The organism is Kribbella speibonae (genome assembly GCF_004331375.1).
Taxonomy (GTDB): domain Bacteria; phylum Actinomycetota; class Actinomycetes; order Propionibacteriales; family Kribbellaceae; genus Kribbella; species Kribbella sindirgiensis.
In genome coordinates, this window is the sequence record NZ_SJKC01000010.1 from 229,108 (window position 1) to 251,369 (window position 22,262).

General features: G+C 66.2%; 19 protein-coding genes. 10 read left to right on the forward strand and 9 right to left on the reverse strand.

The genetic code is table 11. The features are described 5' to 3' along the window. Positions 1–1,131 (forward strand): epoxide hydrolase family protein, encoded by a 1,131-nt coding sequence (locus E0H92_RS43585; RefSeq protein WP_131462901.1) that lies wholly within the window; start codon positions 1–3, stop codon positions 1,129–1,131. A gap of 35 nt (positions 1,132–1,166) precedes the next feature. Here E0H92_RS43585 and E0H92_RS43590 read toward each other — a convergent pair whose 3' ends face one another. Both E0H92_RS43590 and E0H92_RS43595 read right to left on the reverse strand, forming a co-directional pair. Beyond that, complete coding sequence (locus E0H92_RS43590; RefSeq protein WP_131500444.1) at positions 1,167–3,899, reverse strand: caspase, EACC1-associated type; 2,733 nt, start codon at positions 3,897–3,899, stop codon at positions 1,167–1,169. A 6-nt stretch (positions 3,900–3,905) separates the two neighbouring features. Next, entirely contained in the window at positions 3,906–4,373 is a 468-nt protein-coding gene (locus E0H92_RS43595; RefSeq protein WP_338068900.1) for an effector-associated constant component EACC1, read from the reverse strand. Between the two features lie 357 nt (positions 4,374–4,730). Here E0H92_RS43595 and E0H92_RS43600 point away from each other — a divergent pair, with 357 nt between their 5' ends. The 3 genes from E0H92_RS43600 (at position 4,731) to E0H92_RS43610 (ending at position 6,177) form a co-directional block, all read left to right on the forward strand. Next, complete coding sequence (locus tag E0H92_RS43600; protein WP_131500446.1) at positions 4,731–5,021, forward strand: hypothetical protein; 291 nt, start codon at positions 4,731–4,733, stop codon at positions 5,019–5,021. Between the two features lie 140 nt (positions 5,022–5,161). Beyond that, entirely contained in the window at positions 5,162–5,515 is a 354-nt protein-coding gene (locus E0H92_RS43605; protein WP_131500447.1) for a hypothetical protein, read from the forward strand. Continuing rightward, positions 5,512–6,177, forward strand: a complete 666-nt coding sequence (locus E0H92_RS43610; RefSeq protein WP_131500448.1) for a hypothetical protein — start codon at positions 5,512–5,514, stop codon at positions 6,175–6,177. Before E0H92_RS43605 ends, E0H92_RS43610 begins: the two co-directional genes overlap by 4 nt. Here the strand turns inward: E0H92_RS43610 and E0H92_RS43615 are convergent. Beyond that, positions 6,152–6,688, reverse strand: coding sequence for a class IV adenylate cyclase (locus E0H92_RS43615; protein ID WP_131500449.1), 537 nt, complete (start codon positions 6,686–6,688; stop codon positions 6,152–6,154). The genes E0H92_RS43610 and E0H92_RS43615 overlap by 26 nt on opposite strands. A 489-nt stretch (positions 6,689–7,177) precedes the next feature. Here E0H92_RS43615 and E0H92_RS43620 point away from each other — a divergent pair, with 489 nt between their 5' ends. Together E0H92_RS43620 and E0H92_RS43625 are read left to right on the forward strand one after the other, a co-directional pair. Beyond that, a complete protein-coding gene (locus E0H92_RS43620) occupies positions 7,178–8,191 on the forward strand; it encodes a NaeI family type II restriction endonuclease (protein ID WP_131500450.1) in 1,014 nt (337 codons plus the stop codon). After that, positions 8,188–8,682 carry a very short patch repair endonuclease gene (locus tag E0H92_RS43625; RefSeq protein WP_131500451.1) on the forward strand — a complete coding sequence of 165 codons (495 nt, stop codon included), beginning with the start codon at positions 8,188–8,190 and terminating at the stop codon, positions 8,680–8,682. Before E0H92_RS43620 ends, E0H92_RS43625 begins: the two co-directional genes overlap by 4 nt. Here E0H92_RS43625 and E0H92_RS43630 read toward each other — a convergent pair. The 3 genes from E0H92_RS43630 to E0H92_RS43640 form a co-directional block, all read right to left on the reverse strand. Continuing rightward, on the reverse strand, positions 8,675–9,919 hold the full coding sequence (locus tag E0H92_RS43630) for a DNA cytosine methyltransferase (protein ID WP_131500452.1): 1,245 nt from the start codon (positions 9,917–9,919) through the stop codon (positions 8,675–8,677). The two genes, E0H92_RS43625 and E0H92_RS43630, sit on opposite strands and share 8 nt — an antisense overlap. A 730-nt stretch (positions 9,920–10,649) precedes the next feature. Then, positions 10,650–12,425: a hypothetical protein gene (locus E0H92_RS43635; RefSeq protein WP_131500453.1), complete on the reverse strand. Its 1,776-nt coding sequence runs from the start codon at positions 12,423–12,425 to the stop codon at positions 10,650–10,652. A 158-nt stretch (positions 12,426–12,583) separates the two neighbouring features. Beyond that, positions 12,584–13,183 (reverse strand): hypothetical protein, encoded by a 600-nt coding sequence (locus E0H92_RS43640; protein WP_131500454.1) that lies wholly within the window; start codon positions 13,181–13,183, stop codon positions 12,584–12,586. A gap of 594 nt (positions 13,184–13,777) precedes the next feature. Here E0H92_RS43640 and E0H92_RS43645 point away from each other — a divergent pair. Next, the gene (locus E0H92_RS43645) at positions 13,778–14,752 is read left to right on the forward strand and encodes an aldo/keto reductase (RefSeq protein WP_131500455.1); all 975 of its coding nucleotides are present in this window, start codon (positions 13,778–13,780) and stop codon (positions 14,750–14,752) included. A gap of 44 nt (positions 14,753–14,796) precedes the next feature. On the opposite strand, the gene E0H92_RS43650 is transcribed toward E0H92_RS43645, so the two are convergent. Next, positions 14,797–15,660: a LysR family transcriptional regulator gene (locus tag E0H92_RS43650; RefSeq protein WP_131500456.1), complete on the reverse strand. Its 864-nt coding sequence runs from the start codon at positions 15,658–15,660 to the stop codon at positions 14,797–14,799. 61 nt (positions 15,661–15,721) lie between these two features. On the opposite strand from E0H92_RS43650, the gene E0H92_RS43655 reads away from it, so the two are divergent. Beyond that, on the forward strand, positions 15,722–16,705 hold the full coding sequence (locus tag E0H92_RS43655) for an aldo/keto reductase (protein WP_131500457.1): 984 nt from the start codon (positions 15,722–15,724) through the stop codon (positions 16,703–16,705). Here E0H92_RS43655 and E0H92_RS43660 read toward each other — a convergent pair. Then, on the reverse strand, positions 16,702–17,589 hold the full coding sequence (locus tag E0H92_RS43660; protein WP_131462883.1) for a LysR family transcriptional regulator: 888 nt from the start codon (positions 17,587–17,589) through the stop codon (positions 16,702–16,704). The two genes, E0H92_RS43655 and E0H92_RS43660, sit on opposite strands and share 4 nt — an antisense overlap. A 374-nt stretch (positions 17,590–17,963) precedes the next feature. Between E0H92_RS43660 and E0H92_RS43665 the strand changes: the two genes are divergently transcribed. Beyond that, a complete protein-coding gene (locus tag E0H92_RS43665; RefSeq protein WP_131500458.1) occupies positions 17,964–18,872 on the forward strand; it encodes an SEC-C domain-containing protein in 909 nt (302 codons plus the stop codon). Beyond that, a complete protein-coding gene (locus tag E0H92_RS43670; RefSeq protein WP_131500459.1) occupies positions 18,862–19,278 on the forward strand; it encodes a hypothetical protein in 417 nt (138 codons plus the stop codon). The genes E0H92_RS43665 and E0H92_RS43670 overlap by 11 nt, the downstream gene beginning before the upstream one ends. Positions 19,279–19,302: 24 nt before the next feature. On the opposite strand, the gene E0H92_RS43675 is transcribed toward E0H92_RS43670, so the two are convergent. After that, positions 19,303–22,254, reverse strand: coding sequence for an AfsR/SARP family transcriptional regulator (locus E0H92_RS43675; protein WP_165550295.1), 2,952 nt, complete (start codon positions 22,252–22,254; stop codon positions 19,303–19,305). Positions 22,255–22,262 lie beyond the last annotated feature (8 nt).

Genomic DNA, 22,262 nt, shown 5'->3' on the forward strand with positions numbered 1-22,262 from the left:
ATGAACAAGAACGAGAGCATCCGGTCCTTCACCGTCAAGATCGACCAGGCCGACCTGGACGACCTGCAGAACCGCCTCGCGCGGACCCGGCTCCCCGAGGCCGCCCCGGGCGACAACTGGGACCTCGGTACCCCGAACCACTACCTCGCCGAGATGGTCGACCGCTGGCAGAACGAGTTCGACTGGCGGGCGCAGGAGGCCCGGATGAACGAGTTCCCGCACTACCTGACCGAGATCGACGGCCAGACCGTGCACTTCCTCCACGTACCGTCGGCGGTCGAGGGCGCCACGCCGCTGCTCCTGCTGCACACCTACCCGGGCTCGTTCGTCGACTTCCTCGACATGATCGGCCCGCTGACCGACCCGGTCGCGTACGGCGGATCCGCCGAGGACGCGTTCTCGGTCGTCGTACCGTCGATGCCGGGCTTCGCCTTCAGTACGCCGCTGGTCGACCGGGGCTGGACGATGGCCCGGGTGGCGCGCACCTACGACACGTTGATGCGGCGGCTCGGCTACACGTCGTACGGCGCGCACGGGTCCGACGGCGGCGCGATGATCTCGCGTGAACTCGGCGTACTCAACCCTGAAGGCTTCCTCGGTCTGCACGTCCTGCAGCTGTTCTCGTTCCCGTCGGGCGACCCGTCCGAGTTCGAGAAGTTCACGCCGGAGGACTACGCGGCGCTCGAGCACCTGCAGTGGTTCCAGTCGGTCGGCGGGTACAACGCGATCAACTCGACCCGCCCGCAGACCGTTGCCGTCGGCATCTCCGACTCGCCGGTCGGGCAGCTGGCCTGGAACGAGCTCTTCAACAACTTCGGCAACGGCACCAGCCTGGTCACCCAGGACCAGATCCTCACCGAGGTCTCGCTGTACTGGTTCACGAACACCTCCGCCGCGGCCGGCCGCTACCACTACGAGGAAGCGAACTCCGGCGCCGAACCGCAGCTCAACCACGCCCCGACCGGCGTCGCGGTCTTCGCCGACGACTTCAAGACCATCCGCCCGCTCGCCGACCGCGACAACACGAACATCGTGCACTGGTCCAACTTCGACAAGGGCGGCCACTTCGCCTCCCTCGAACGCCCCGAAGAAGTCACCGCGGACCTCCGCACGTTCTTCCGCAACCTCTGATCCACCCGAAAGGCCGGGCCCACGGGCCCGGCCTTTCAGCCATTGGTGTCGATGATGCCGATCTCCTTGGGCCCCGAGCTGTCCAGTACGTCGATCCCGGGCCCGAAGAACCGACTGAGATAGATCCGCTGCCCGTCCCCACTCACCGCCATCCGGGCCGGCAGGCCGAGGTCGGTGCTGAGCGACCCGACGACGTCCTGGCTACCGACGTTGACGACCCGGACTGTGTCGTCGTTCCCCGACCGACTGAGCAAGTACAGGTGCTTGCCGTCGTTGCTCACCGCGCCGGCTCGGATCTCGCCCGGCTGATCCCGCCGTGTCGCCGTGGACCGTTCGGCCTTCGTGTTGATGACGGCGTACGACGTGCGTCCGATGGCGTAGAGCGCTCCGTCAGGACCGGGGACCAGGTCGCTTGGCTGATCCCCGACGGTGATCGGGTCCTGTGCCGCCTGCCGCGACTTGGCGTCGATGACCGCAACGTTGTCATTGTCCCTGGACGAGACATAGAGCCGACCGCGGTCGTCGATCGCGACGTCCGTCGGAGTGGATCCCGCGGCGAGTGGTCCGCCGACTGTCGACAGAGTCTCCGTGTCGATCTCGGTGATCGTCGCCGCCGTCTGACTCAGCACGAACAACCGGTGCGTCGCAGTGCTCAGCGCGAACTTCGCCGGCCCCGGCGCGACCGCGATCGGCTCACCGACGACGGTCCAGTTGGCGGCATCGATCACCGAGACCGAGTTCGAATTGGCGTTGGCGACGTACAGCCGGGATCCGTCGGGCTCGACGATCAGGTTGCTCGGGAACGCCCCGACCTCGAGCGGTTCGCCGACGCGTTCCTGCGTCGTCGTACTGAACCTCAGCACCCGGCCGTTCGCGACGTCGCCCGCATAGAGGAATCGGTCGTCCGGGCTGATCGCGAGCCCGATCGCCGACGGGGGCGGCGGAGCAGTCGGTACGGCGATGATCCCGCCGACACCGACTACTGCGGGCGCCACGAGGACGGCTGCGGTGATCCAGCGCCGGAGTGGTTTCCCGGGCTTCTTTGCCCGCACCGCGGCGACGCCGAGCGCCAGCCAGACCGTCAGTAGGGCGATGATGACGAGCTGCTGCAGATCGGTTTTGCTCTGGAACCGCAGGAAGCCGAACAGAACCACGAACCCGCTCACGACCCAGCCGACCAAGAACACCCGGTTGAACTGGATCAACGGTCCCGCGATCGCCATCACAGCGGTCAGGAGATAGAGGACAACCACGGAGAGCCGAAGCATTGTGATGGGGCGGTTGGAGTCCAGCGACAACACCCTGGCGTGGCGGTCGGCGTACAGGAGGATCACGAGCACCAGGACCGCCGCCGCCGCGCCGAGCCCTATGAGCAGTGGGTTTCCTGAGAGCGGCGTACGGCGGAATCGCAGCAGACCGAGGACGCCGGCGGCCAGCCACGCCACGGACGCGATCAAGTAGAAGGTCGCTGGCAATGGATGCAGGTCTGACCGGAGTTCGCGCGTGATCCAACCGGTCGCCATAGCGGTGGAGAGGAGCGCCGGCCCGGCCAGTCCGACGGCGAAGGAGGTCGCGTTGGCGCGCAGCCTGATCACCGCCGGGACGACGGCAACCGCCAGCGCTGCTACGACAATCATTTCCCAGATGCGCGCTGTCGCGAGGACCGCGCACACGACTTGCGCGGCGGCGGCAACCACGGCCAGCCCCAGGATCGGCCAGTCCTGATCCGGCAGGTGGAATCGGCCGCGCCACCGCCTGGCCGTCGCTCGCGCCGCTCCGCTGAACGTCGGTCCGCTCGTCCGTCTAGGCGTCGGCGTGGTGCGCGTGGTGCGCGGCTGCGGGCGGACCGGTGGTGGCGGGTTGTCGAGGTACGCCTGCGCTGCGGCCGCAACGCTCCGGCTGTCGTCGCCGCGGAGTAGTTCGAGCTGCTCGCGCGCGGTACGGCGTACCAGCTCGTTGTTTGCCTGCAGCAACTGCCCTAGCGGCGATAGCGCCGTATGGCGGATCTCGGCGAGCGGACTGTTGATCGCGCTGGCGAGGTACTCGGGCAACGTCCAGCGCGGGTTGGAGGCAACGACCGTCCGCCCCTCGGTCTCGGCGAACTGGCGCGGGCGCTGACCCGGCTGCTCAGCGGTAACGGCCTGGTACGTGTAGTCGTACAGCTCGTCGGTCGTGACATCCCCGTCGGCGTCCAGGTCGGCGGCACCCGTACGCAACCCTTCGACGAGGTGGTGCGTGAACACCGATTCCGTTCCCTCAAAGGCGTACTGCGTCGAATCCGACGCGGTCAGCACGATCCGCCCGCGCCCACCGAACGCCTCCTTCGTGTGGACCGCAGAATCCGACTTGGCAAACTTCTGCGCCGCGTACGCCCCGCTGTAGCAGCAATCGAGAATGAGGATCGTCTGCCGGGACCGGCTCTCGGACACCGTCTCCTGCACCGACTCCGACGACAACGCCGTGAACCGCAGGCTGTCCCGCACCGTGTTCTTCATCGCCAGGTAGAGCCGGCCGTTGTCGTCCTTCAAGCCGTGCCCACTGAAGTACAGAAGCATCAGGTCGTCGCGTTCACCCGCGGCGAAGAAGTCCGCGATCGCCTTCCCTACCTCGTGCGTGGGCCTGTTCATCAGCACCTGTACGTCGAACCCGGCGACGGCCTCGTCCTCGAGCACCTCCGCCAACGCCTCGACGTCCCGCTCCGGCGCGGCCAACCGCCGCAACCCGGTGTCCTGGTACTCGTACGTGGCCACCAGCAGGGCCCGGCGCATGGCCCGTCAGCTCACTTCGTGCCGACGCAGGAACGCCTCGACCAGCTCTCGCTGCTCCTCCGGCGAAGCCGCATCCACCTCGATCGACTCGTCCCCCACCGTCAGCTTCACCCGCTGCCCTCTGGTACGCCGCCCCAGCCAATCCCGAAGCACCGCGATCAACAACGGCACCATCCCACCCGCCCCACCCAACGCAACCGCCACCGCCACCGCCCCCACCGCCGCGGCATCCCCCTTACTCCCATCAGGCGCCGCTGTGAGCACATCCCGCGTCTCAAACTCCTGCTGCAACTCCCGCCGCAACTGCCGAATCCCCCGATCCGCCACCTCCGGATCCCCATCGACAAGCACCACCTCAACCCAAACCCCCACAACCCACCCCTCCCGAAGTCGGGCCCCATAATCCTCCCAAACCCCACCCCATCGCAACGGTAAGTAGCCACGACTGGACACCCCGTCCACACCAAAGGACACCGCTTCGCGGCGCTGTCCTTGGCCCGCTCCGTCGTCGCGCCAGCTGCCCTGAGCGAACTGAACCGGCGAAGCAACCTTCGCGCGGACTAGATGCAAAGGTCACGCAACAGGGAGCCCGGAGCGCCAAAGCACCCCGGGCTCCTTTGAGCTCCACCCATCTGGAGGGACGTCCGGGCAGAGCCTCCTCCACCGGCCAACACACCCCCAACCGGCGCTCACCCCCACTCACCCCACCTCCGAAGCTACGCCCACCCCACCCACCCGACAACAGCCGCGGCCCCTGTGGATAACTCACCCGTCGAACAGCACGCCACTCATATTCTGATGAGAATCGCCGGCCCAACGGAAAGGATCACGATGGACTCCGAAGAAGCCTCATACCTGCTCCCCGACGGAGAACGCGTCTGGGTGATCAAGACCTCCACCGCCGCTGACCTCCTGCCCCAAATGCTCGAGCGTTTCCGCTTCGGTCACACGGACCCACTGATCTTCGGCGACTCAGCCCGCCCCGAAGGCGTAGTCGTCCCCTTCGAACTCTGGCGCACCCTCGACACCCGCACCTTCCACGAGGACGGCTTCGACACCACCTACACCCTCGCCCGCGCCCGCCTTACCGACCCCGCCCCTCAATCCCCATCGAACAAGTAGCCACCGAACTCGGCCTGAACCTGGACGCCCCGACCAACGACTCAGACCTCCAACCGAAGTAGGGCTGTGGATAACTCCCACCGCACCAGCGTCCGCTTCCATATTCTGTAGCGGACGCCGCAACGACCGGAAGGACCTCGATGAGCTCCGACGAAACACCGCACATTCTCGCCAGCGGTGAACGGATCTGGGTGATCGGCCCGTCCGCCGCCGCCGACCATCTTCCACAGATGCTCGAGCGGTTCCGCTCAGGCGAGACCGGCCCCTTCATCGTCGGCGACGCAGGGCAGCCCGAGGGCGTCCTCATTTCCTGGGACCTCTGGCAACGCCTCGCCGTACTCTCAGCCGACACCCTCGAGTTCGATCACATCTACGACATCGCTCGGGAACGCCTGGCCGACAAGGAGCAGTCCGTACCACTCGAGGATGTGGCGGCGGAGTTCGGTTGGGACCTCAACGAGCCGATCGACGACTCTGACCTGCCGAAGAAATGACCGCGCGGTTCCGCATCATCATCGACTCGGAGCTGCGGCGGAAGATCGCGATGCTCGAGCAGGCCGCGGCCTCGCGGCCCGACAGCCTCCGCGCTCGTGAACTCGAAGCGCTGAAGCTCGGCCTCCGAGCACTGGCCGGCGGACGCGAGGACGACTTCGACGGCAAGCGTCTTGGGTACTCTCCTGGACACCATGACCTCCGGGACTGCGCCGAGATCAAACTGCCGGTCGTTCCCGAGTTCCGTTACGGCCACGACCTCGGACCGTCGCACCGCTTGCTTTACCGGGAGTACGAGCCGGAGGACGGCGGACTCCCCTACCGCGAGGCCATCTGCTTCGAGCACCGTGGAGACGACCTCCCTTTCGGGGTGGCCGGCGCCCGCCTCGGTCGGGAGATCGGGCAACCCGTCCCCGAACTCGCCCACCTCCCCAACCACCGCCCCACGTTCCTGCGCGGCGCCGCCGAACCCACCGGCCCACCCCGCCTCCCCCTCCCACCCGACCTCCGCAAAGCCCTAGCCGCAGCCTCGAACGTGGCCCCCGCCACCGGCGCCGTCACCGCCCAACCATCGACCCGGCCACCTTCATTCACCGCACGCCGAGGCATCCCGCCCGCAGAGAGCGCTAGCCAATGCTTCACTCGGCGAACCGGAGCTCCCTGATCGCGCTCAGATCGATCCCGTAGCGCGCATACACCGTGGTGGTGTTCTCGCCCGTGAGGTCGTCTTCGGACACACCGAGCATGTGGCCAACCTCAACGACGTGATCGCGGGACCGCCCCTCGATCTCGAGGTACGGCGGAATCAACGGCCACCAGTCGAGCTCCAACTCGGCGCCGGCGAGTTCAAAACTCACCCGCCGATTCTCCTGATACGACTTCGGCTCGAACCCAATGCGCCGCAGCAACTCGTTGGTGGTCTCAAAGTCCCCGACCACCACCTCAGTCTCCGTCGTACCGTCGATCCCGTCGTGCGCAATCTCCTTCACCGTCAACGTCACCGCCGCACCGCTGTCCCGCAACCGAATCCACCGCGACCGATCCCCAGCCTCAACGTCGTACACGTACCGCCGCATCAACCGATCCCCGACACGATGTCCTCCGAGCGAGAGGATCTTGCCGACCACCTCATCGGTTTCGACGTCCAACACCTTGGCTTCAAACTCGACCGGCATCTCACTCTCCCTCGGCGCCGTACTTCGCCGCCAGCTTCCGAAACTCGGTCTCTCGCAACGCGAGAATCTCCTCGCGAAGGCCACTCCGAACGAACTTTCCACGGAGACACCCCGGACTCCTTAGAGTTCCGCCCATCTGGAAGGACGTCGAGGCAGAGCCTGCTCCACCGGCCAAGCCGCCTCTACCGGCGCTCAATGTACTCGACTACCTCCCGTCCGTCCGGCACGGGCGCTGTCAAGAAGGCCGGCCGTCCCGTCGCACCTCCCCGAATGCCCCTACCACCTGACCTCGCCCAAGCCTTCAAAGCCATGGAAGGCCTCGCCCCACGCGCCAGCTGCGCACCACCAACCACAAGCCAGACCCCCGCGCCCAGCGCCACACCCCAAATCAGAGTCCAGCCCTAGAGCAGGAAGCCGTTCCACGGTCGACGTCGTGACGTCTGGCCAGCTACGCAGGCGCTGTCGCAGCACCGACTATTGTCGTGTGCCATGAGCGACGCCCTGCTGCCTAACATGCCGTTCAATGAGCCCGACTCAGACCCAGCACGGGATGAGGTAGCTGCCGCGTATCTGGCCGCCGACCCTGACGGTAAACGCACCGCAAAGGTTTTCCGGGCGACATTCGACCAACTGTACGACGGGCAGCACACAGGCCGTTTCCGGTGGGAGCAGCTGTACAAGACCGAGAAGACGCACTTCGGGACCCTTCTTGAGATCAACTTGCGGCGGGCCTTCGATGACGTTATCGACGACACCGACGACTCTCATCTGCTTGACTACCGGATCCGCAACCACGACGTCGACTGCAAGTATTCGCAGCGGCTGGGCGGCTGGATGCTGCCCCCTGAATGCTTCGGCCAACTGCTGCTTGTCGCCACGGCCGACGATGAGCGTGGGATCTGGAGCATCGGCGTCGTGCGGGCCAGCGACGAGAACCGCAACCAGGGCAAGAACCGCGATTCCAAGGCCAGCCTGAGCTCGCGCGGCAGGAGTCAGATCGCGTGGCTCCACATCGAAGCCAGTCTTCCTCCCAACATCTTGCTTGGCCTCGACCCTGTGACGCTGAAGGCCGTGCTAGCCCCGAAGAAGGGCCAAGGGCGAGTTACGGAGCTCCTCAGGCGAGCAACTCAGAGACGAGTTGGTCGCAACACAATTGCGACGCTTGCTCAACAAGACGACTACATGGCTCGCGTGAGGGACAACGGGCACGGAGCACGGACAGTTCTCAGAAAGGAGGGGTACGTAATCCCCGGAGGGGACTACGAGGCGCATCGACGCGTTGCCCGACAGCTCGGAGCGGCAGTACCCGAACCAGGAGAGGTCGTGAGCCTCCGCATCGTCCCGGCTGATCACGGCGAGCCATGGACGACGGAGCTCGACGGACGGTCTTGGCGACTGGCCAGGGACGGCGAACCCTGCACAGAGCCGGCTCCGAAACTACCGAGCACTCGCAGACCGAAGGCAGATCGCTCAGAATCGATTGAGATCGAGCTGGCAGAATGAATTCCGAGCGACGCCAACTACGTGCGGTGAGCTCTGCGCGAGGTTCCGAGACCCGTAAAGCGCGTTCGTACGGCGACAGTCCGACCACGCCGGGCCGGTCACGGAACATGCAGGCGATTCGGCGCACCAACACGAAGCCTGAAGTTGAGTTGCGATCGGCCTTACATCGCAGCGGATACCGCTTCCGGAAGGATCTGAGCATTCAAACTTCAAGCCGAAGAGTACGGCCTGACATCGTCTTTACTGCACGTAAAGTCGCGGTATTCGTCGACGGCTGCTTCTGGCATTGCTGTCCGGCACATGGACGCCAGCCGACCGTGAACACCGGCTACTGGTCGCCCAAGCTCCAGCGCAACGTCGAGCGCGACAGGCTGGCAGACTCGGCCTTGCGGCACGACGGCTGGAGAGTCATCCGGATCTGGGAGCACGAGCAACTTGAAGCGGCGATCTGCAAGGTTGTCGCCGCACTCGATGGGTCGCGGCCTAACTGACCTTCGAACGCATCTGAGCTAGGTATTCGTGACGGATGTGGTCGTCTTGGCCGATGAAGGCACGGAAGTCTCCGAGCTTGTAGGTCGGCTCGCCGGATTCCGACTCGACAGGATGCATGTTGAAGTCGCGCATCAGGTGCTTAAGACGAAGCTCGATCTCTTCGAGAGTGAGAGCTCCATCGATGCGCTCAAAGATCCCGACGATCGTTAGCGGGACGCTGGCTGTTCGCAGGACTCGGTAAACCTCATCGTGAGTGACAGCCTCGGTCTGAACGCGCGGCTCACCCTCGTGATTGAGGGCGGCCACGATTTGCCGACCAATCGCCTTCGCAACCGGAGGTGGGAACGCGTTCCCGATCTGGCGATACTTAGAGGTCTTCCGACCGGCGAAGTGCCACTTCTTCTCATCCCAGCCTTGGAGCCGCGCAACCATCTCGACTGTCAGCTTGGGGTCGTGATCCTTTGGAGTGCCGGCTGGTGGAGCAGCGTCCGCGACCCCCAGCCCGTCGACCCCCATCTCACGCCAGGCTCGTTTGGCACGGGTCGGTCCAAGATCGGCGCCGCCATGCTTCTTCGATCCGCCAACGATCGTCGGGGCGATCTTGTTTGCCCGGCCTGCCCAATGCCTGGCGTGCTTCCATCCATTCGCACCCATGAGATCTACGAGCTCTTCGCCAACCGTCCGACGCAGTGGCGACGCCTCGGGCCAACTGAAGTACGACGCATCCTCCTCGCGGAGCGCGACGAGCACGAAGCGAGGACGCAACTGCGGCACGCCATAGTCCGATGCCTGCAGCAGACGCCAGTCGGCGACGTACCCAAGCTCCTTCAAGCGGTCGAGAACATGCTGCCGGTACGCGGAGAAGCGCGGGGCGGACAAGCCCCGGACGTTCTCAAGCATCAGGGCGCGCGGCCGGATAATCCCGCAGAGTTCGACCGCCCAGGCGAATAGATCACGCTCGTCGTTCGCACCAAGCTGCTTGCCAGCGATGGAGAACGGAGGGCAAGGCACGCCACCAGCCAGCAGGTCGACACCGCGGAATTCGTCCGGATCCCAGACCGCTGGATCTGCGACATCGCCGACGCGCACATCCCACTCCGGCCGGTTCAGCTTCAAGGTCTCCGCGGCCATAGGATCAAGCTCTACAGCCAGCGCGTGCTCAAATCCAGCAAGCTCAAGCCCGAGAGCCTGACCACCGGCTCCAGCACAGATCTCCACTACTCGCAGTGAACTCACGAGACCTCCCCCGTAGTTCGAACGTTTGTTCGAGTGTAGAGATCAGCTTCTGACCCGGTCAAATCCGTCAGCAGGGTTGCGGCGAGGGTCCGGGCAGTGTCAGCGCAGCCCACACGTCGGGCCTCACACCGCGTCGACTCGGCGCATCTCATGACGCTAGATTCCGCTCTGCCGGGGACCGAACAGGCAGAGCTTAGCGCCCTCCACCAAGCCGGCGTGGGACGCCCGCCGACCCGCCGAAGAACTACTTTCCGAACTTGAGCAGACACGCCTTGAACGCTCCCGCGGCCAGAGCACGCCGACCAGCTGGGTACCCGGGAGCCATGGCGCGACGGCACGAGCGAGCTGCCGCGTCGTCAGATCGGTCGTCTGAGACGTGGCAACGCGCGCGACGTCGACGGACGCAGATGAGCGCCGATTCTTCCCTCGATCCGTCGCACATCGTCTAGAGGCGTGTCGTTCTTTAGTGGCACGAGGTAGAGCAGGTCCCAAGTCTCAAGTCGCTCGTATCTCCGGAGATGTTCATCTAAGCGCGAACGCACGCCCGCAGCGTTCCGGGGACGTGCAACCGAACCGACGTACAAGACCTTCCCATCTGTGGCAACCGCAACGTAAACGGCGACCCGAATATCAGGGACGGCCTCACCCTTGCCGATACGAACTGGTTCAGGCATCGGCCAGGCAAGATGCTCACCTGCATACAGGCACAGGGCGTCGTAGTTCAGCACGCTTACTCGCCCGAGCTTTGCTGACGCAGCTGACCAACCACTCGCCAGTTCACGACGTACTCGCCAAGGTGATTCTGTACCTCGTCGATGATCCGCTTAAAATCCTCGACGTATGGCTCGGCGACGCCTTCAACTTGGAACATTGGGCTGCCGTGTCCGTTCTCCACCTTACGCAGGTCTTCATCGGCAGCCCGTACCGAGTTCAGCGCCTGGCCGAGCGCGGCAATCGCGTCCATGAACTCTTCGCGTGGGTTACGTGGCGGCGGAGCTGGCGGTCCGGAGCGAGGCACAATCTGGGAACGCACCATGTCGTCGCGCAGCTGAACCGGCGTGCCAACACCACTCACGTCAACTGTCCCGGCGTCATCTAGGACGAGGCCAGCAAGCCCGCCGTCCCGTCCATCGAGGATAGCCCGTGCCAATTGACGAACGCCGCGAGGCGAGGCGAGCATGCCCGCAACCAGTTCGGACGGGAGACGGCGATCGCCACCGGCCCCGAGGTCATTGCGCGGCATCGAGAGTTGGCCATGCCTAGCGAGGTACCAAACGGCTCTCGCAGCAAGTTCCGCAGCAGCCTTATTGCGTGTCCGCGATGCGGCGGCTTCGATCGCATCTTCAGCCAGATCCTTCACAGGCTTCTTCGTGGGCTTCCAGGCGACCTCCCACACGATCGACGGCACCGCAGATTCAAGAATTTTGCTCTCCCGCTCAACAGCCGTGTCTGTGACAGCCCCTCGACGCGCCCGCATCGCGAGAGCCACAGCCAGTGGAATGCGGTCGGCACGGTTAGACACCCGTCGGCGCCCGGCCTCACGTTCGAGAACTGTCGCAATCGGTCGGCGCACGACTGCGGCTTGCGGGCGAGACCTGGTGGCGAACAGCCAAAGCAACTCCGCCCATCGATCGTCCTCTGTCATCATCTCGCCATCTACCGTCTCAGTCGACGAGAGCCGTCCAGCCAGCCACGACTTCTGCTCATCGGTCAGCAGAGATTCCTCGTGGAGCGCGATCAAACATTGCTCACCGAGGTGCACCTCCTTGGCGGCTGCTTTCCATTCCTTCTTGTGGTTCAGATGGTCCTGCGCAACCTTCGCGGCCACCGCTTCACCGAGGGTTACCTCGGCTTCGGCATCCGGTTCAACGCCGACTACGAGGTCCACAGGCATCGTCGCCACTCGTATGCGTCCGGCGTCATGCTCCGAGATGGAGCTAGCGGACGAGTGCGCGATCGTGTTGAGCTCGTCGATGAGTTGCCGCTGCGTACGGTCATCAACGTACTGTCTGAGCAGAGCTGCCGCTGTCAGCCCGAGGATGGACTGCGCGTGGCTGACGCGGGTACTGCCTTCGCGTATGAGTACAGCCCCGCCGACGACCTTGTCACCCGGCTCAGCGATGCAGGCGGGGACGGCGAGAGGTGGTTCCATGACTCCTTGCTCGATGATCGGAGGCCGCGGGGTGTTCTCCTTAATCGTTGCAGCCATCACAGCGTCGAGCTGCCAAATGAGCTGCCCAAAGCTCGACACGTTGATCGTGAAGTCGTACGCGTTCGAGGTGGGCGGCTCGAGAGGGCGATAGCGCGACGTCTGGTCTGCTCCAGGTGCCACGGCGGCCGGGAAGACTATGTCGTTCAGCGTGCGCGGATTCGTCGCGTCGGCGATCACGCGGCTTGTATAGACATCAATCCTGATGACAAGTAGTTCCGCGCCCGGTATCCGATATCTTGTCGGCGCTTCCAAGAGGCCCTTCGCGAGATCGGGTTCAACAACGGCGCGAGCCACGGCGGCAGCGCTCGCCGCGGACCAGCCGCGCCGTTCGAGCAGCCTCTGGAGTGCCTTCCGCTTGCGGACATCCGGTAGGTCCGGTACGAGCCTCAGCGGACGTGGAGAGTTGGGCGCTAGATCGTCCTCCTCCGGGTTCCTCCCCACCTGAGATGCCGTCATCTGGACTCCTTCCGTGGCGGAAGTTCCGCGGTCCGTTCCGCAAGGTCAATCGCTGCTGTGCGCTCAAGCCGAGTGAGCTTCTTCGCCTTCGAAGCCTTCTTCCTCAGCTGGAATGCAGCGGCATATCTGAGGTTGGGCTCGAGGGAGGTCAAGCAGTACATCTGATTGTCCTGAGAACCAGTCACCTCGACATCGAAGCCCAAGTCGCGCAACTCCCGCGTCCTTCGCTCTGTATGGATCTTGTCACCGCTGAGCAGACGCAGGCGCCAGGCAGGAACGGGTTCCCCTAAACGCGATGCCAGCACCGCGTACGCATCCGGGTGCGGCGCCGTGTAGCCACCTACGACGAACAGACTCGAATCCACGCGTCCTTCAAACAGACGCCGCATCTCGCTGCTCACGGAGCGCTTCACCTCATCGAGGTCAAATTGATCACGCGGCACAGCCTCTAGTGCCATCGCCTGGAACGCTGCAGCGAGCGCCTTCCGGGCACGGTTGTACTCGTGCGCAAGCCCTTCATCGAAGGCCAGCGCGCCCGACAACGCAACCTCCAGCCGACTCGCTGCCGATCTTGCTCTTGCCAGGTCCTTATCCACTGTCCCCACCAATCTTTGTCATTCGAGATTGCGAGCTTCCCGGTATGAGGGATGTGGCCCGCACGGCGGAGGTGTCCTGACAAGGTCTGCTTGGTCCAAAGCTGACAGGCCCAAGCCTCGATTGGCCACGGCGTACCTGGTGGCGGTCAGGCGACGATGAGCGACCTCCCCGCGCGAAGACCTGGCAGCCGACGAGCGCCCACCAGATGCAATGCAGGGAGATACCCCGACTGTTGACCACACCCACCAGATGCACTCAGCGCTCCCCCGGTTGTTGCCGTGCCTCTGCCTGACTACCTCAGGCGATCCGAGCGGCCTCCTGTGCCTCGAGGCCGGTCACGCCTGCCAACCGCCTCTGCGAGGCCCGGCAGAGAATTCTTCACTCAGCGTTACGTCGGAAGTATCGGCATCTCGCCGTCGCCGTTACATCGATGTCGTCACGGATGCAGATCCGTGACTCGATCGAAGGTCGACACAACGGATGCATCGGACTCATCGAGAAGTCCGACCTTCGGGAATCCAGAACCTGCGCTGATGGGACTGTGCAGATTCTTCTGTTGGAAGTCTGAGCTTGGGCGAGCAAGGGTGGGTGGTATGGACTTCACTCAGCTTGGGCGTACGGGACTTAACGTTAGTCGGATCGTGCTTGGGACTATGAACTTTGGGCCTCTGACTGAGGTGGGGGATGCGCACGCGATCATGGATGCGGCGCATGAGAAGGGGGTCAACTTCTTCGATACGGCCAATGGGTATGGGCGGGCTATCTACCCGGGGCGGACCGAGGAGATTATCGGGGAGTGGTTCGCGAAGGATCCCGCGAATCGGCACAAGACTGTGCTCGCTACCAAGGTGTACGGCGACATGGGCGATGGATGGCCGAACGAAGGGAAGTTGTCGGCGCTGAATATTCGGCGGGCGTTGGACGCCAGCCTGAAGCGGTTGCAGACGGACTACGTGGACCTGTACCAGTTCCACCACATCGACCGGAACACGCCGTGGGAAGAGATCTGGCAGGCGATGGAGGTCGCCGTACAGCAGGGGAAGGTGCTGTACGCCGGGTCGAGCAACTTCGCCGGATGGCACATCGCACAGGCCCAGGAGGCTGCCAAGCGGCGGAACTATGTGGGTCTGGTGAGCGAGCAGTCGCTGTACAACCTCGCGCAGCGGGACATCGAGCGTGAGGTGCTGCCGGCGGCGCAGGCGTACGGGCTGGGTGTGATTCCGTGGTCGCCGCTGCACGGTGGACTGCTGGGTGGCGTGATCCGGAAGGAGAACGAGGGCGTACGGCGCCTTGAGGGTCGCGCCAAGGAGACGCTCGAGAAGCTTCGGCCGCAGATCGAGCAGTACGAGGCGTTCGCGGATGAGCTCGGGCACGAGCCGGGTGAGCTCGGGCTGGCGTGGCTGCTGCACCAGCCGGGCGTGACCGGTCCGATCGTCGGCCCGCGGACGATGGAGCAGCTGGAGTCCGCCGTACGCGCGGTCGACATCAAGCTCGACGAGAAGTCGCTGACGCGCCTCGACGAGATCTTCCCGGGCTACAAGACCGCCCCGGAGGACTACGCCTGGTAGGTCGCAGGAGGCCGCCGTACACAAGCCATGTGTACGGCGGCCTTTCAGGTTTGGACCGAGTCGAGGAACGCGCGTACGGCGTCGCGGTTGTCGGTACGGCGCCACGCGACCGCGAGCTCGGCCGGTGGGAGGTCGGGGACGGGGCGGCAGACCAGGCCGGGGCGCTGGTACAGGCCGGTGTTGCCTTCGGCGAGCAGCGCGATGCCGACCCCGGCGGTGACCAGTTCGAGGACCTCGTCCGCGGCAGTGGCCTCGGCCGCGACGACAGGTGGACCGGGCCGGGCGTCGACGGCCAGCCAGAAGTCGCGGAGCGGGCCGGCCGCCGCGGGGAGGGCCACGAAGGGCTCATCCAGGAGCAGTTCGAAGGGGATCTCGGAGCGATCTGCCAGCGGGTGCTCAAAAGGCAGAGCGACCCAGCGGGGTTCGCTGATCAGGACCCGCCGAGCGAAGTCAAAAGAGATCGGAAGCCAGACGAACGCGACGTCACTGGTCCCGTCGGCCAGACCGGCGGTGGGGTCGTCCCAGCCGACCAGGCGCAGCGAGACCGTCCAACCGGGAAGCGCGGCGCGGAAGCGTTCGACAGCGGGGCGTTGCAGGTCGCGGCCGACGGCTGTCTGCATGCCGACGACCAGCTGCTGCGAGTGGGCTGCCGCCCGCGCTTCGGCGTACCCGCGGTCCCAGGCGGCGAGCACCTCCCTCGCCACAGGAAGCAAGACCGAGCCCTGCGAGGTCAGTGTCAGTCCGCGCGGCTGACGGGAGAAGAGGTCGAAGCCGAGGCGGCGTTCGAGGGCGCGGAGCTGCTTGGACAGCGCGGGCTGCGAGACGAACAGGCGGGCGGCCGCGGCCGTCACGGTCGATTCCTCTGCGGCCGCGACGAAGTACCGCAGCTCACGCAGGTGCGCATCCATAACCAACGGTTATATCAACAGGTCTTGGTGCAGCGGCCAGGTGCGCGTGAATGCTGGGGCCATGACGAAGACACGCAACCTCGGCGGGCTCGACGTGCCGGCGATCGGATTCGGTGCGATGGTGCTCTCCCCCGGCATGTACGGCGCAATCGACGACGACCGCGCGCGTTCGGCGCTGACCGCGGCGATCGACGCCGGCGGGACGTTCATCGACACCAGCGACGCGTACGGCGACGACGGGCACAACGAGAAACTGGTCGGGCGGGCGATCAGGACGCGGCGGGACGAGGTGACGGTCGCGACGAAGTTCGGGCTGCGGCTCGGTGACGGCGCGGAGCCGCATCCGCTCGATGTGGGGTTTGCGTTCGAGCAGCTGCTGGTCAACGCGGAGCCGAAGTACGTTCGCGAGCACGCCGAGTCGAGCCTGCGCAACCTCGGCACCGACGTGATCGACCTGTACTACCTGCACTTCCCGGATCCGCAGGTGCCGATCGAGGACACCGTCGGCGCGATGGCCGAGCTCGTTGCTGACGGCAAGGTTCGGCATGTCGGGGTGTGCAACGTGACGGCGCGGGAGCTGCGGCGCGCGTACGACGTACATCCGATCGCGGCCGTCCAGACCGAGTGGTCGATGTGGCGGCCGATCGACCCCGAACTGCTCGACGTGGCACGTGAACTCGGCGTCGGCGTCGTACCGTGGAGCCCGCTCGGCGCCGGGTTCCTGACGGGCACCGTGCAGACGCTGGACAAGGACGACTTCCGGAACAACGCACCGCGGTTCGACGCCGCGAGTCTGAAGGCGAACAATGCGTCGTACGACGCACTTCAGGCGCTCGCCGCGGACCTCGGAATCACGCGGAGTCAGCTCGCGCTCGCGTGGCTGCTGCACCAGGATCCGGCCGTCGTACCGATTCCAGGCAGCCGCACGCCGGCGCACATCGTCGAGAACCTGGCGGCCGCGGACATGACGCTGCACCCGGACACGCTCGAGCGCATCGACGCCGTACTCGCTCGCCTCAAGCCGGTTGGCGGAACTCTCCTCTAAGCGTGGACCGCGGTGGTGGGGAGCATGCCGATCAGGGCGTCGGCGGCCAAGGAAGCGGCGGAGCCGGTGGGGACCGCGACGGAGACCTGCCAGTCGGATGCGGTGCCGGGGGCCAGGGAGACGGTGACGTGGTCGCCTCGTTTGGCGGCGATGCGTTCGGGGACGAGCGCTACGCCGAGGTCGTGGGCGACGAGGGCGAGCAGGGTGTGTACGTCGTTCACCTCGATCGTCACCGGGTGCGCGACGCCGGCCGTGGTGAAGGCGCGATCGGAAATCGCGCGGGCGCCCCAGGTCGGGTCGAAGTCGACGAACGACTCCCCCGCGAGGTCGTCGAGCGTCACTCCGGAGGCTTTCGCGAGCCGGTGGTCGGGTGCGCAGACGAGGACCATCGACTCGCGTGACAGCGGGCGCAGGTCGAGCCCGTCGACCGGGTCGCCGGCGGTCGCGACGAACGCGACGTCGAGCCGGCCGGACGCGAGCTCGTCGAGCATCGGCGTGGAGCCGGCCTGGCGGACCTCGATCTCGACGCCCGGGTACGCGGACCGGAACTTCGCGAGCAGCGCCGGTACGTCGACCACCCCGAGGCACTGCTCCAGCCCGACCGTCAGGTGACCGCGCAGCAGACCCTGGACCGCGGCGACCGCGTCCTTCGCGGCCTCGGCGGCGGCGAGGGTACGGCGTCCCTCACACAGGAGCGCCCGCCCCGCCTCGGTGAGTTCCACGCTGCGGGTGTTGCGGACGAACAGACTCGCGCGGAGCTCACGTTCGAGCGCGCGGATCGAGGCCGACAACCCCGACTGCGAGATCGACATCGCCTCGGCGGCCCGCGTGAAGTGCTTCTGCTCGGCCACCGCCACGAAGTGCTCCAAATGCCTCAGCTCCATGACTAAGAACTGTAGTCGATCGAGCGAAACCGATTCACCTGTCCTGCATGTTGACGCGCATCCCCGGCCCAGGTCTCGGACCGCCAGGCCATCACAACTGCGCGGATCCGCCCGTTCCAGGCGACGAGCGGCGCCTGGCGCGCGATTGTGATGGCCTGGCGGTCGGCGTCTCGCGGCTAGGGCGGACGTCCACCACTCACCAAGCCCGCCAAGACCGGGAACCGCGCCCGGCCGCCACGCTCAGGAGGGCCCGCGTGGCACCAGGGCGACGAGGTTGGTGAGTGCTGCAGGTCCGCGCGCGGACCTGGACCGAGATATCCACAGGCTGAAAACGGCACGCTCGCGGCGGGGCCGTTCCGAATACGTTCCCCGGCATGAAAGATCCCTTGGCGGACGAGGTCCGCGATCCCCAGATAGAGGCCTACTTCGGTCGGTGCATGGCGTTACTCGTCGCCGCTAAAACGCATGTGAGGGACAGACGACCTGAGCGGGCCGTCGCGATTTGGCGGCAGCTCATCAATGAAGGTGGAAAGGACGGTGACACCGCACGTGTCGACTTCGCAGGTTATCTCTTCGACGAGGGGCGGGACGCGGAGGCAGAGCGGGAACTGACGGCTGTCATGGCAAGTGGGCGGGTCCACAGCTCTGCCTGGTGCAACGCCGCCGTGCTGCTCGAGGAGCAGGGCGAGCTGGAGGAAGCTCTGTTCTGGTATTCGATGGCCACCGACCGGCTGACTCCCGAAGAGATCGGGGGCTCGCGGAGACTCGAGGATCTGGTGACGGGCCGGCGACGCGTGAAGTGGGCGCTGGGAGTGCCTCTCGATGATCTGGATCTACTAGGAGAGCAGGGTGACGACGAGGCACAGGACCGGGAGAGCGACCTGCGCTGGCTCCTGCGAAATCCCGTGGTCATCGACGAACGCATACAGGTGTGGGACCGCGGCGAGTTCGACGCCGGGGTGCCTTGGCGCAATCACTTCATCGGCACAGACCCGGATGCGTACTGCCACCAGGCTGAGCGTGCACTGCGTGCCACGGACCGGCGGGCGATCATCGCGACCTGGACGTTCGACGGGTTCGTGACCTGCCTGGAAGACGCCAAGTTCGAGCTCGATGAGATCCCCGGTGGCCGGCTGATCGACTGGCCGCCTCCGCGCAACAAGCCCTGCTGGTGCGGCTCGGGACTCAAGTACAAGAGATGTTGTGGCGGACCGATCCCTGTCGCCGAGCCCGTGTCGGAGGTCGGGACCCTTACTGGGTATCGTGTCGCCCATGGCGGATGAGGAGTTTCGGGTTGAGGTTGTGCTCAGTGATGAGGGGCACGGGTTGACGTTCTGGGATCGGTTGCGGGCGTTGGATCTGGACGACGACGCGCGGAAGCGGCTCGGGAGTCAGGTGACGGTCACCCGGGACGGGAACCGGATGCTGCTGTACACGCACACGCTCGACGACGCGCAGGAGGCCGAGCGGACCGCCAAGGACCTGGTGGCCGACGAGCACCTCGACGCGACGTACACCGTCACGCGGTGGAATCCGGCCGAGCAGGACTGGACCGACCCGAGCGTGCCGGTCGGCCCGCACGACGCCGCCGATGACGCCGCGAAGAACGCGGACATGGAGGTCCCGGACCCGCGGTACGTCGTGCTGCAGGCCTACAAACCCGAGTTCCTCCGCGACCTCGGCCTGTAAACCGGGCCACGCCACGCCAGCGGGCTACCTCGGTGTGTAGCCCGTCTCGCGGCAGAAGGTGTCGGCGGCGGCTTGGTGGGTGGCTGCTTCGTCGGGGCGGTTGAGGGCTGTGCAGCAGCGGGCCAGCAGGCTGTGGGACCACTGCTGCCCGATGCCGTACTCGACGACGTCCGACTCGGCCAGGGCTTGGGTCGCCTGAGCAAAGGCGAGCTCGACCTCGCCGTCGAGAAACGCGCACTGGGCCAAGTCGGCGTGGAGTTCGGCAAGGATCGTCCCGTACCCCGACTTGGCCGCGAGCGCCTCACCTTCCTCGAAGTACGTACGGGCACGCGCCACGTCGCCGACGAACAGGTACGACTCGGCGAGCGCCTGCAGCGCGACGCAGGCGTCGTACCCGTTGCCGATCTCGCGGCTCTCACGCAGTACTTCGGTCGCGATCTCGCGCGCCTGCTCGTGATGGCCGAGCCGGTTCTCGACGCCGGCCTTGGCCAGTCCCCACTGGACCCGGTCGAGCCGGTTGTCCACCAGCGGCTCGGCGGTCCGCAGATCCGCCGTCGCGAGCTCCAGTTCGCCGAGCTCCTTGTACGCCCCGGCACGATTGACCAAGGCAACGAGTCGGTCGTTGCTGACCGGCCCCGTGTACTCCAGTGACTCCGTGATGCACGCGACGGCCTCGCGGAACTCACCAAGGTGGATGTGGTTCATCGCCTGTGCGTTCAGCCCGCGGGGCATCCGCGCAAACTCGCCGCCGGCGCGGAACACGGCCAGTCCTTGGCGGAACGCCTCGGCGGACTCACGGAGCCGTCCCTGAGCGTTGTAGCTGACCGCGATGTTGCACCGCAGCGCGCCTTCGCCGAGCGTGAAGCCGCACGCGTGGTACAGCTCGGCGGCCTGCTCGAAGAGCGCGACCGCCTCCTCGTTCTCCCCCGCCTGCCGAGCAAGTACGCCGCGCGCGTGCAGCATCGCGCCGCGCCCGGCCTGATCACCGGAGGTACGAGCACCGAGCTCACCGAGCCGGATCAGGGCTCGCCAGGTCCCGGACAGACTGTGTTCGTAGAGATGCAGGCGGACGATGTCCGCGAGCTGCCAAGCGACGTCGGGGGTCCCGAGCTCCAGCGCTCGTTGTGCGACCGCCTCGATGTTGAGCAGTTCGCCCGCGAGCCAGTTCTCCGGATCCGCCACGGTGCGATCGCCGTACGACGGGATCGGGACGCGGACCGCACCCGGTTCCAGGAGGGTCATCGCTGCGTTCGCCGTACCGACGTACCAGCCGCACAAGGATTTCCAGGCGTCGAGGTCCGGTGCGGCGAGGTCGGCGGCGTACTCCTTGACCAGGTCGTGCATGAGGTAGCGGCCGCGGCCGACGGATTGCAGCAGGCTGGCGGCTTCGAGGCGGTCGAGGACCTGGTCGTACGTCGGGCCGATGAGTGCCTCGGCCGCGTCGGGCGCGAACTCCTGACCCGGGAACAGCGAGAGCAGCCGGAAGCCGCGTTGCACCGCCGGGTCGAGCAGGTCGTACGACGTTCGGAACGCGGAGCTGACCGCGGTATCGTCGTCGATCGTGAGCGTCGCGAGCGCACCGGTACGACGCATGCGTGAGGCGAAGGACGCGACCGAGCCGCGCGAGGCGACGGCGCCCGCGATGCGCAGGGCCAACGGAAGACCGCCGCACAGATCGACCAGTTCCTCGATCTCGCCGGAGACGTTGGTTGCCTGAAGCATCGAGTGGACGAGGGCAGTGCCGGCCTCGGGGTTCAGCACCGGGACGTGGAGCGGGATGCCGCCGTCGAGCGCGGCGAGCGCGTCCAGCGGGTTCCGGCTGGTGACCAGGACGGCGCTGGCCGGAGTACCAGGGAGCAGCGGCCGAACCTGCGCCGCGTCCTGGGCGTCGTCGAGGACGAGCAGGATGCTGCGCTTCGCCAACCGCGACCGGAAGAGCGCCGCGCGCGCATCGCTGTCGTCCGGGATCGCATGCGGATCGACGCCGGACGCCCGCAGCAGGTCGACCAGTACGTCGTCCGCGCGCCGCGGCTGGTCGGATGCGCCACGAAGACGGACGAACCACTGCCCGTCCGGGAACCGTTCGGTCAACTCGCTCGCGACACGAACGGCGACGGCCGTCTTGCCGACGCCGGGCGTGCCGAAGAGCGCCACGATCCGGACCCCGTCGGTCGCGGTGAGCAGGCCCGCGACCTCGGTCACGAGCTCGTCGCGGCCGATGAGGTTGCGGATGTCGAGCGGAAGCTGGTTCTGGTGCTGCCACTCGTCGTCGTCTTCGTCGAGGGAGGACGTGAGGATCGATTGGCGCAGCGCCCGCAGTTCCTCGGTCGGGTCGAGGCCGAAGTCGTCGACGAGCCGCCCCGCGAACCCGTCGTACGTCGACAACGCCTCGGCCTGCCGTCCGCAGCGGTACAACGCCTTCATCAGCAGCGCGGTCAGGCGGTCGCGCATCGGTTCCTGTGCGCTGAGGGTCTGCAACTCCGGGAGTACGTCGGCGTGCTCGCCGCGGGCGAGGCGCGCGTCGTAGTACTGCTCGATCGTCGTCAGCCGCTCCTCGCGCAGGCCGACCGCGACCGTCGGCTCGACCTCGACCGGATCGCCGCGCCACTGGTCAAGGGCATTCCGAAGATGCTCCACCTGCCGCGCCGGATCCGCCGCGGCCTCGGCCACCGCGGCCCGGAACGCGACGAGGTCGGACGGTTGGGCGGAGAGCAGGTACCCGCGCCCGCGGGTCTGCAGTACGTCGGCGCCGACGAGGTCGCGCAGGCGCCGTACATAGGTGTGGACGGTCGCGGTCGGGTTCGCCGGCTGGGGCGCGCCGTCCGGCCAGAGCCTGTCGATCAGCTCGTCCACCGGCACCTGACGATGCGGACGCAGCAGGAGAATCGCGAGCAGCGAGCACAACCGCGGCGCCGGCGCCGGAACCGCACATCCGTCGACGACGATCTCGAGCGGGCCGAGGATGTGGAACTCCATGCCCTTTA

Bases quoted from the DNA above. Each gene is read 5' to 3' on its own strand.
- E0H92_RS43590 (WP_131500444.1), bottom strand. From the start codon at position 3,899: ATGCGCCGGGCCCTGCTGGTGGCCACGTACGAGTACCAGGACACCGGG.
- E0H92_RS43665 (WP_131500458.1), top strand. From the start codon at position 17,964: ATGAAAGATCCCTTGGCGGACGAGGTCCGCGATCCCCAGATAGAGGCC.
- E0H92_RS43615 (WP_131500449.1), bottom strand. From the start codon at position 6,688: ATGCCGGTCGAGTTTGAAGCCAAGGTGTTGGACGTCGAAACCGATGAG.
- E0H92_RS43620 (WP_131500450.1), top strand. From the start codon at position 7,178: ATGAGCGACGCCCTGCTGCCTAACATGCCGTTCAATGAGCCCGACTCA.
- E0H92_RS43670 (WP_131500459.1), top strand. From the start codon at position 18,862: ATGGCGGATGAGGAGTTTCGGGTTGAGGTTGTGCTCAGTGATGAGGGG.
- E0H92_RS43605 (WP_131500447.1), top strand. From the start codon at position 5,162: ATGAGCTCCGACGAAACACCGCACATTCTCGCCAGCGGTGAACGGATC.
- E0H92_RS43610 (WP_131500448.1), top strand. From the start codon at position 5,512: ATGACCGCGCGGTTCCGCATCATCATCGACTCGGAGCTGCGGCGGAAG.
- E0H92_RS43585 (WP_131462901.1), top strand. From the start codon at position 1: ATGAACAAGAACGAGAGCATCCGGTCCTTCACCGTCAAGATCGACCAG.
- E0H92_RS43675 (WP_165550295.1), bottom strand. From the start codon at position 22,254: ATGGAGTTCCACATCCTCGGCCCGCTCGAGATCGTCGTCGACGGATGT.
- E0H92_RS43660 (WP_131462883.1), bottom strand. From the start codon at position 17,589: ATGGAGCTGAGGCATTTGGAGCACTTCGTGGCGGTGGCCGAGCAGAAG.
- E0H92_RS43625 (WP_131500451.1), top strand. From the start codon at position 8,188: ATGAATTCCGAGCGACGCCAACTACGTGCGGTGAGCTCTGCGCGAGGT.
- E0H92_RS43655 (WP_131500457.1), top strand. From the start codon at position 15,722: ATGACGAAGACACGCAACCTCGGCGGGCTCGACGTGCCGGCGATCGGA.
- E0H92_RS43650 (WP_131500456.1), bottom strand. From the start codon at position 15,660: ATGGATGCGCACCTGCGTGAGCTGCGGTACTTCGTCGCGGCCGCAGAG.
- E0H92_RS43600 (WP_131500446.1), top strand. From the start codon at position 4,731: ATGGACTCCGAAGAAGCCTCATACCTGCTCCCCGACGGAGAACGCGTC.
- E0H92_RS43645 (WP_131500455.1), top strand. From the start codon at position 13,778: ATGGACTTCACTCAGCTTGGGCGTACGGGACTTAACGTTAGTCGGATC.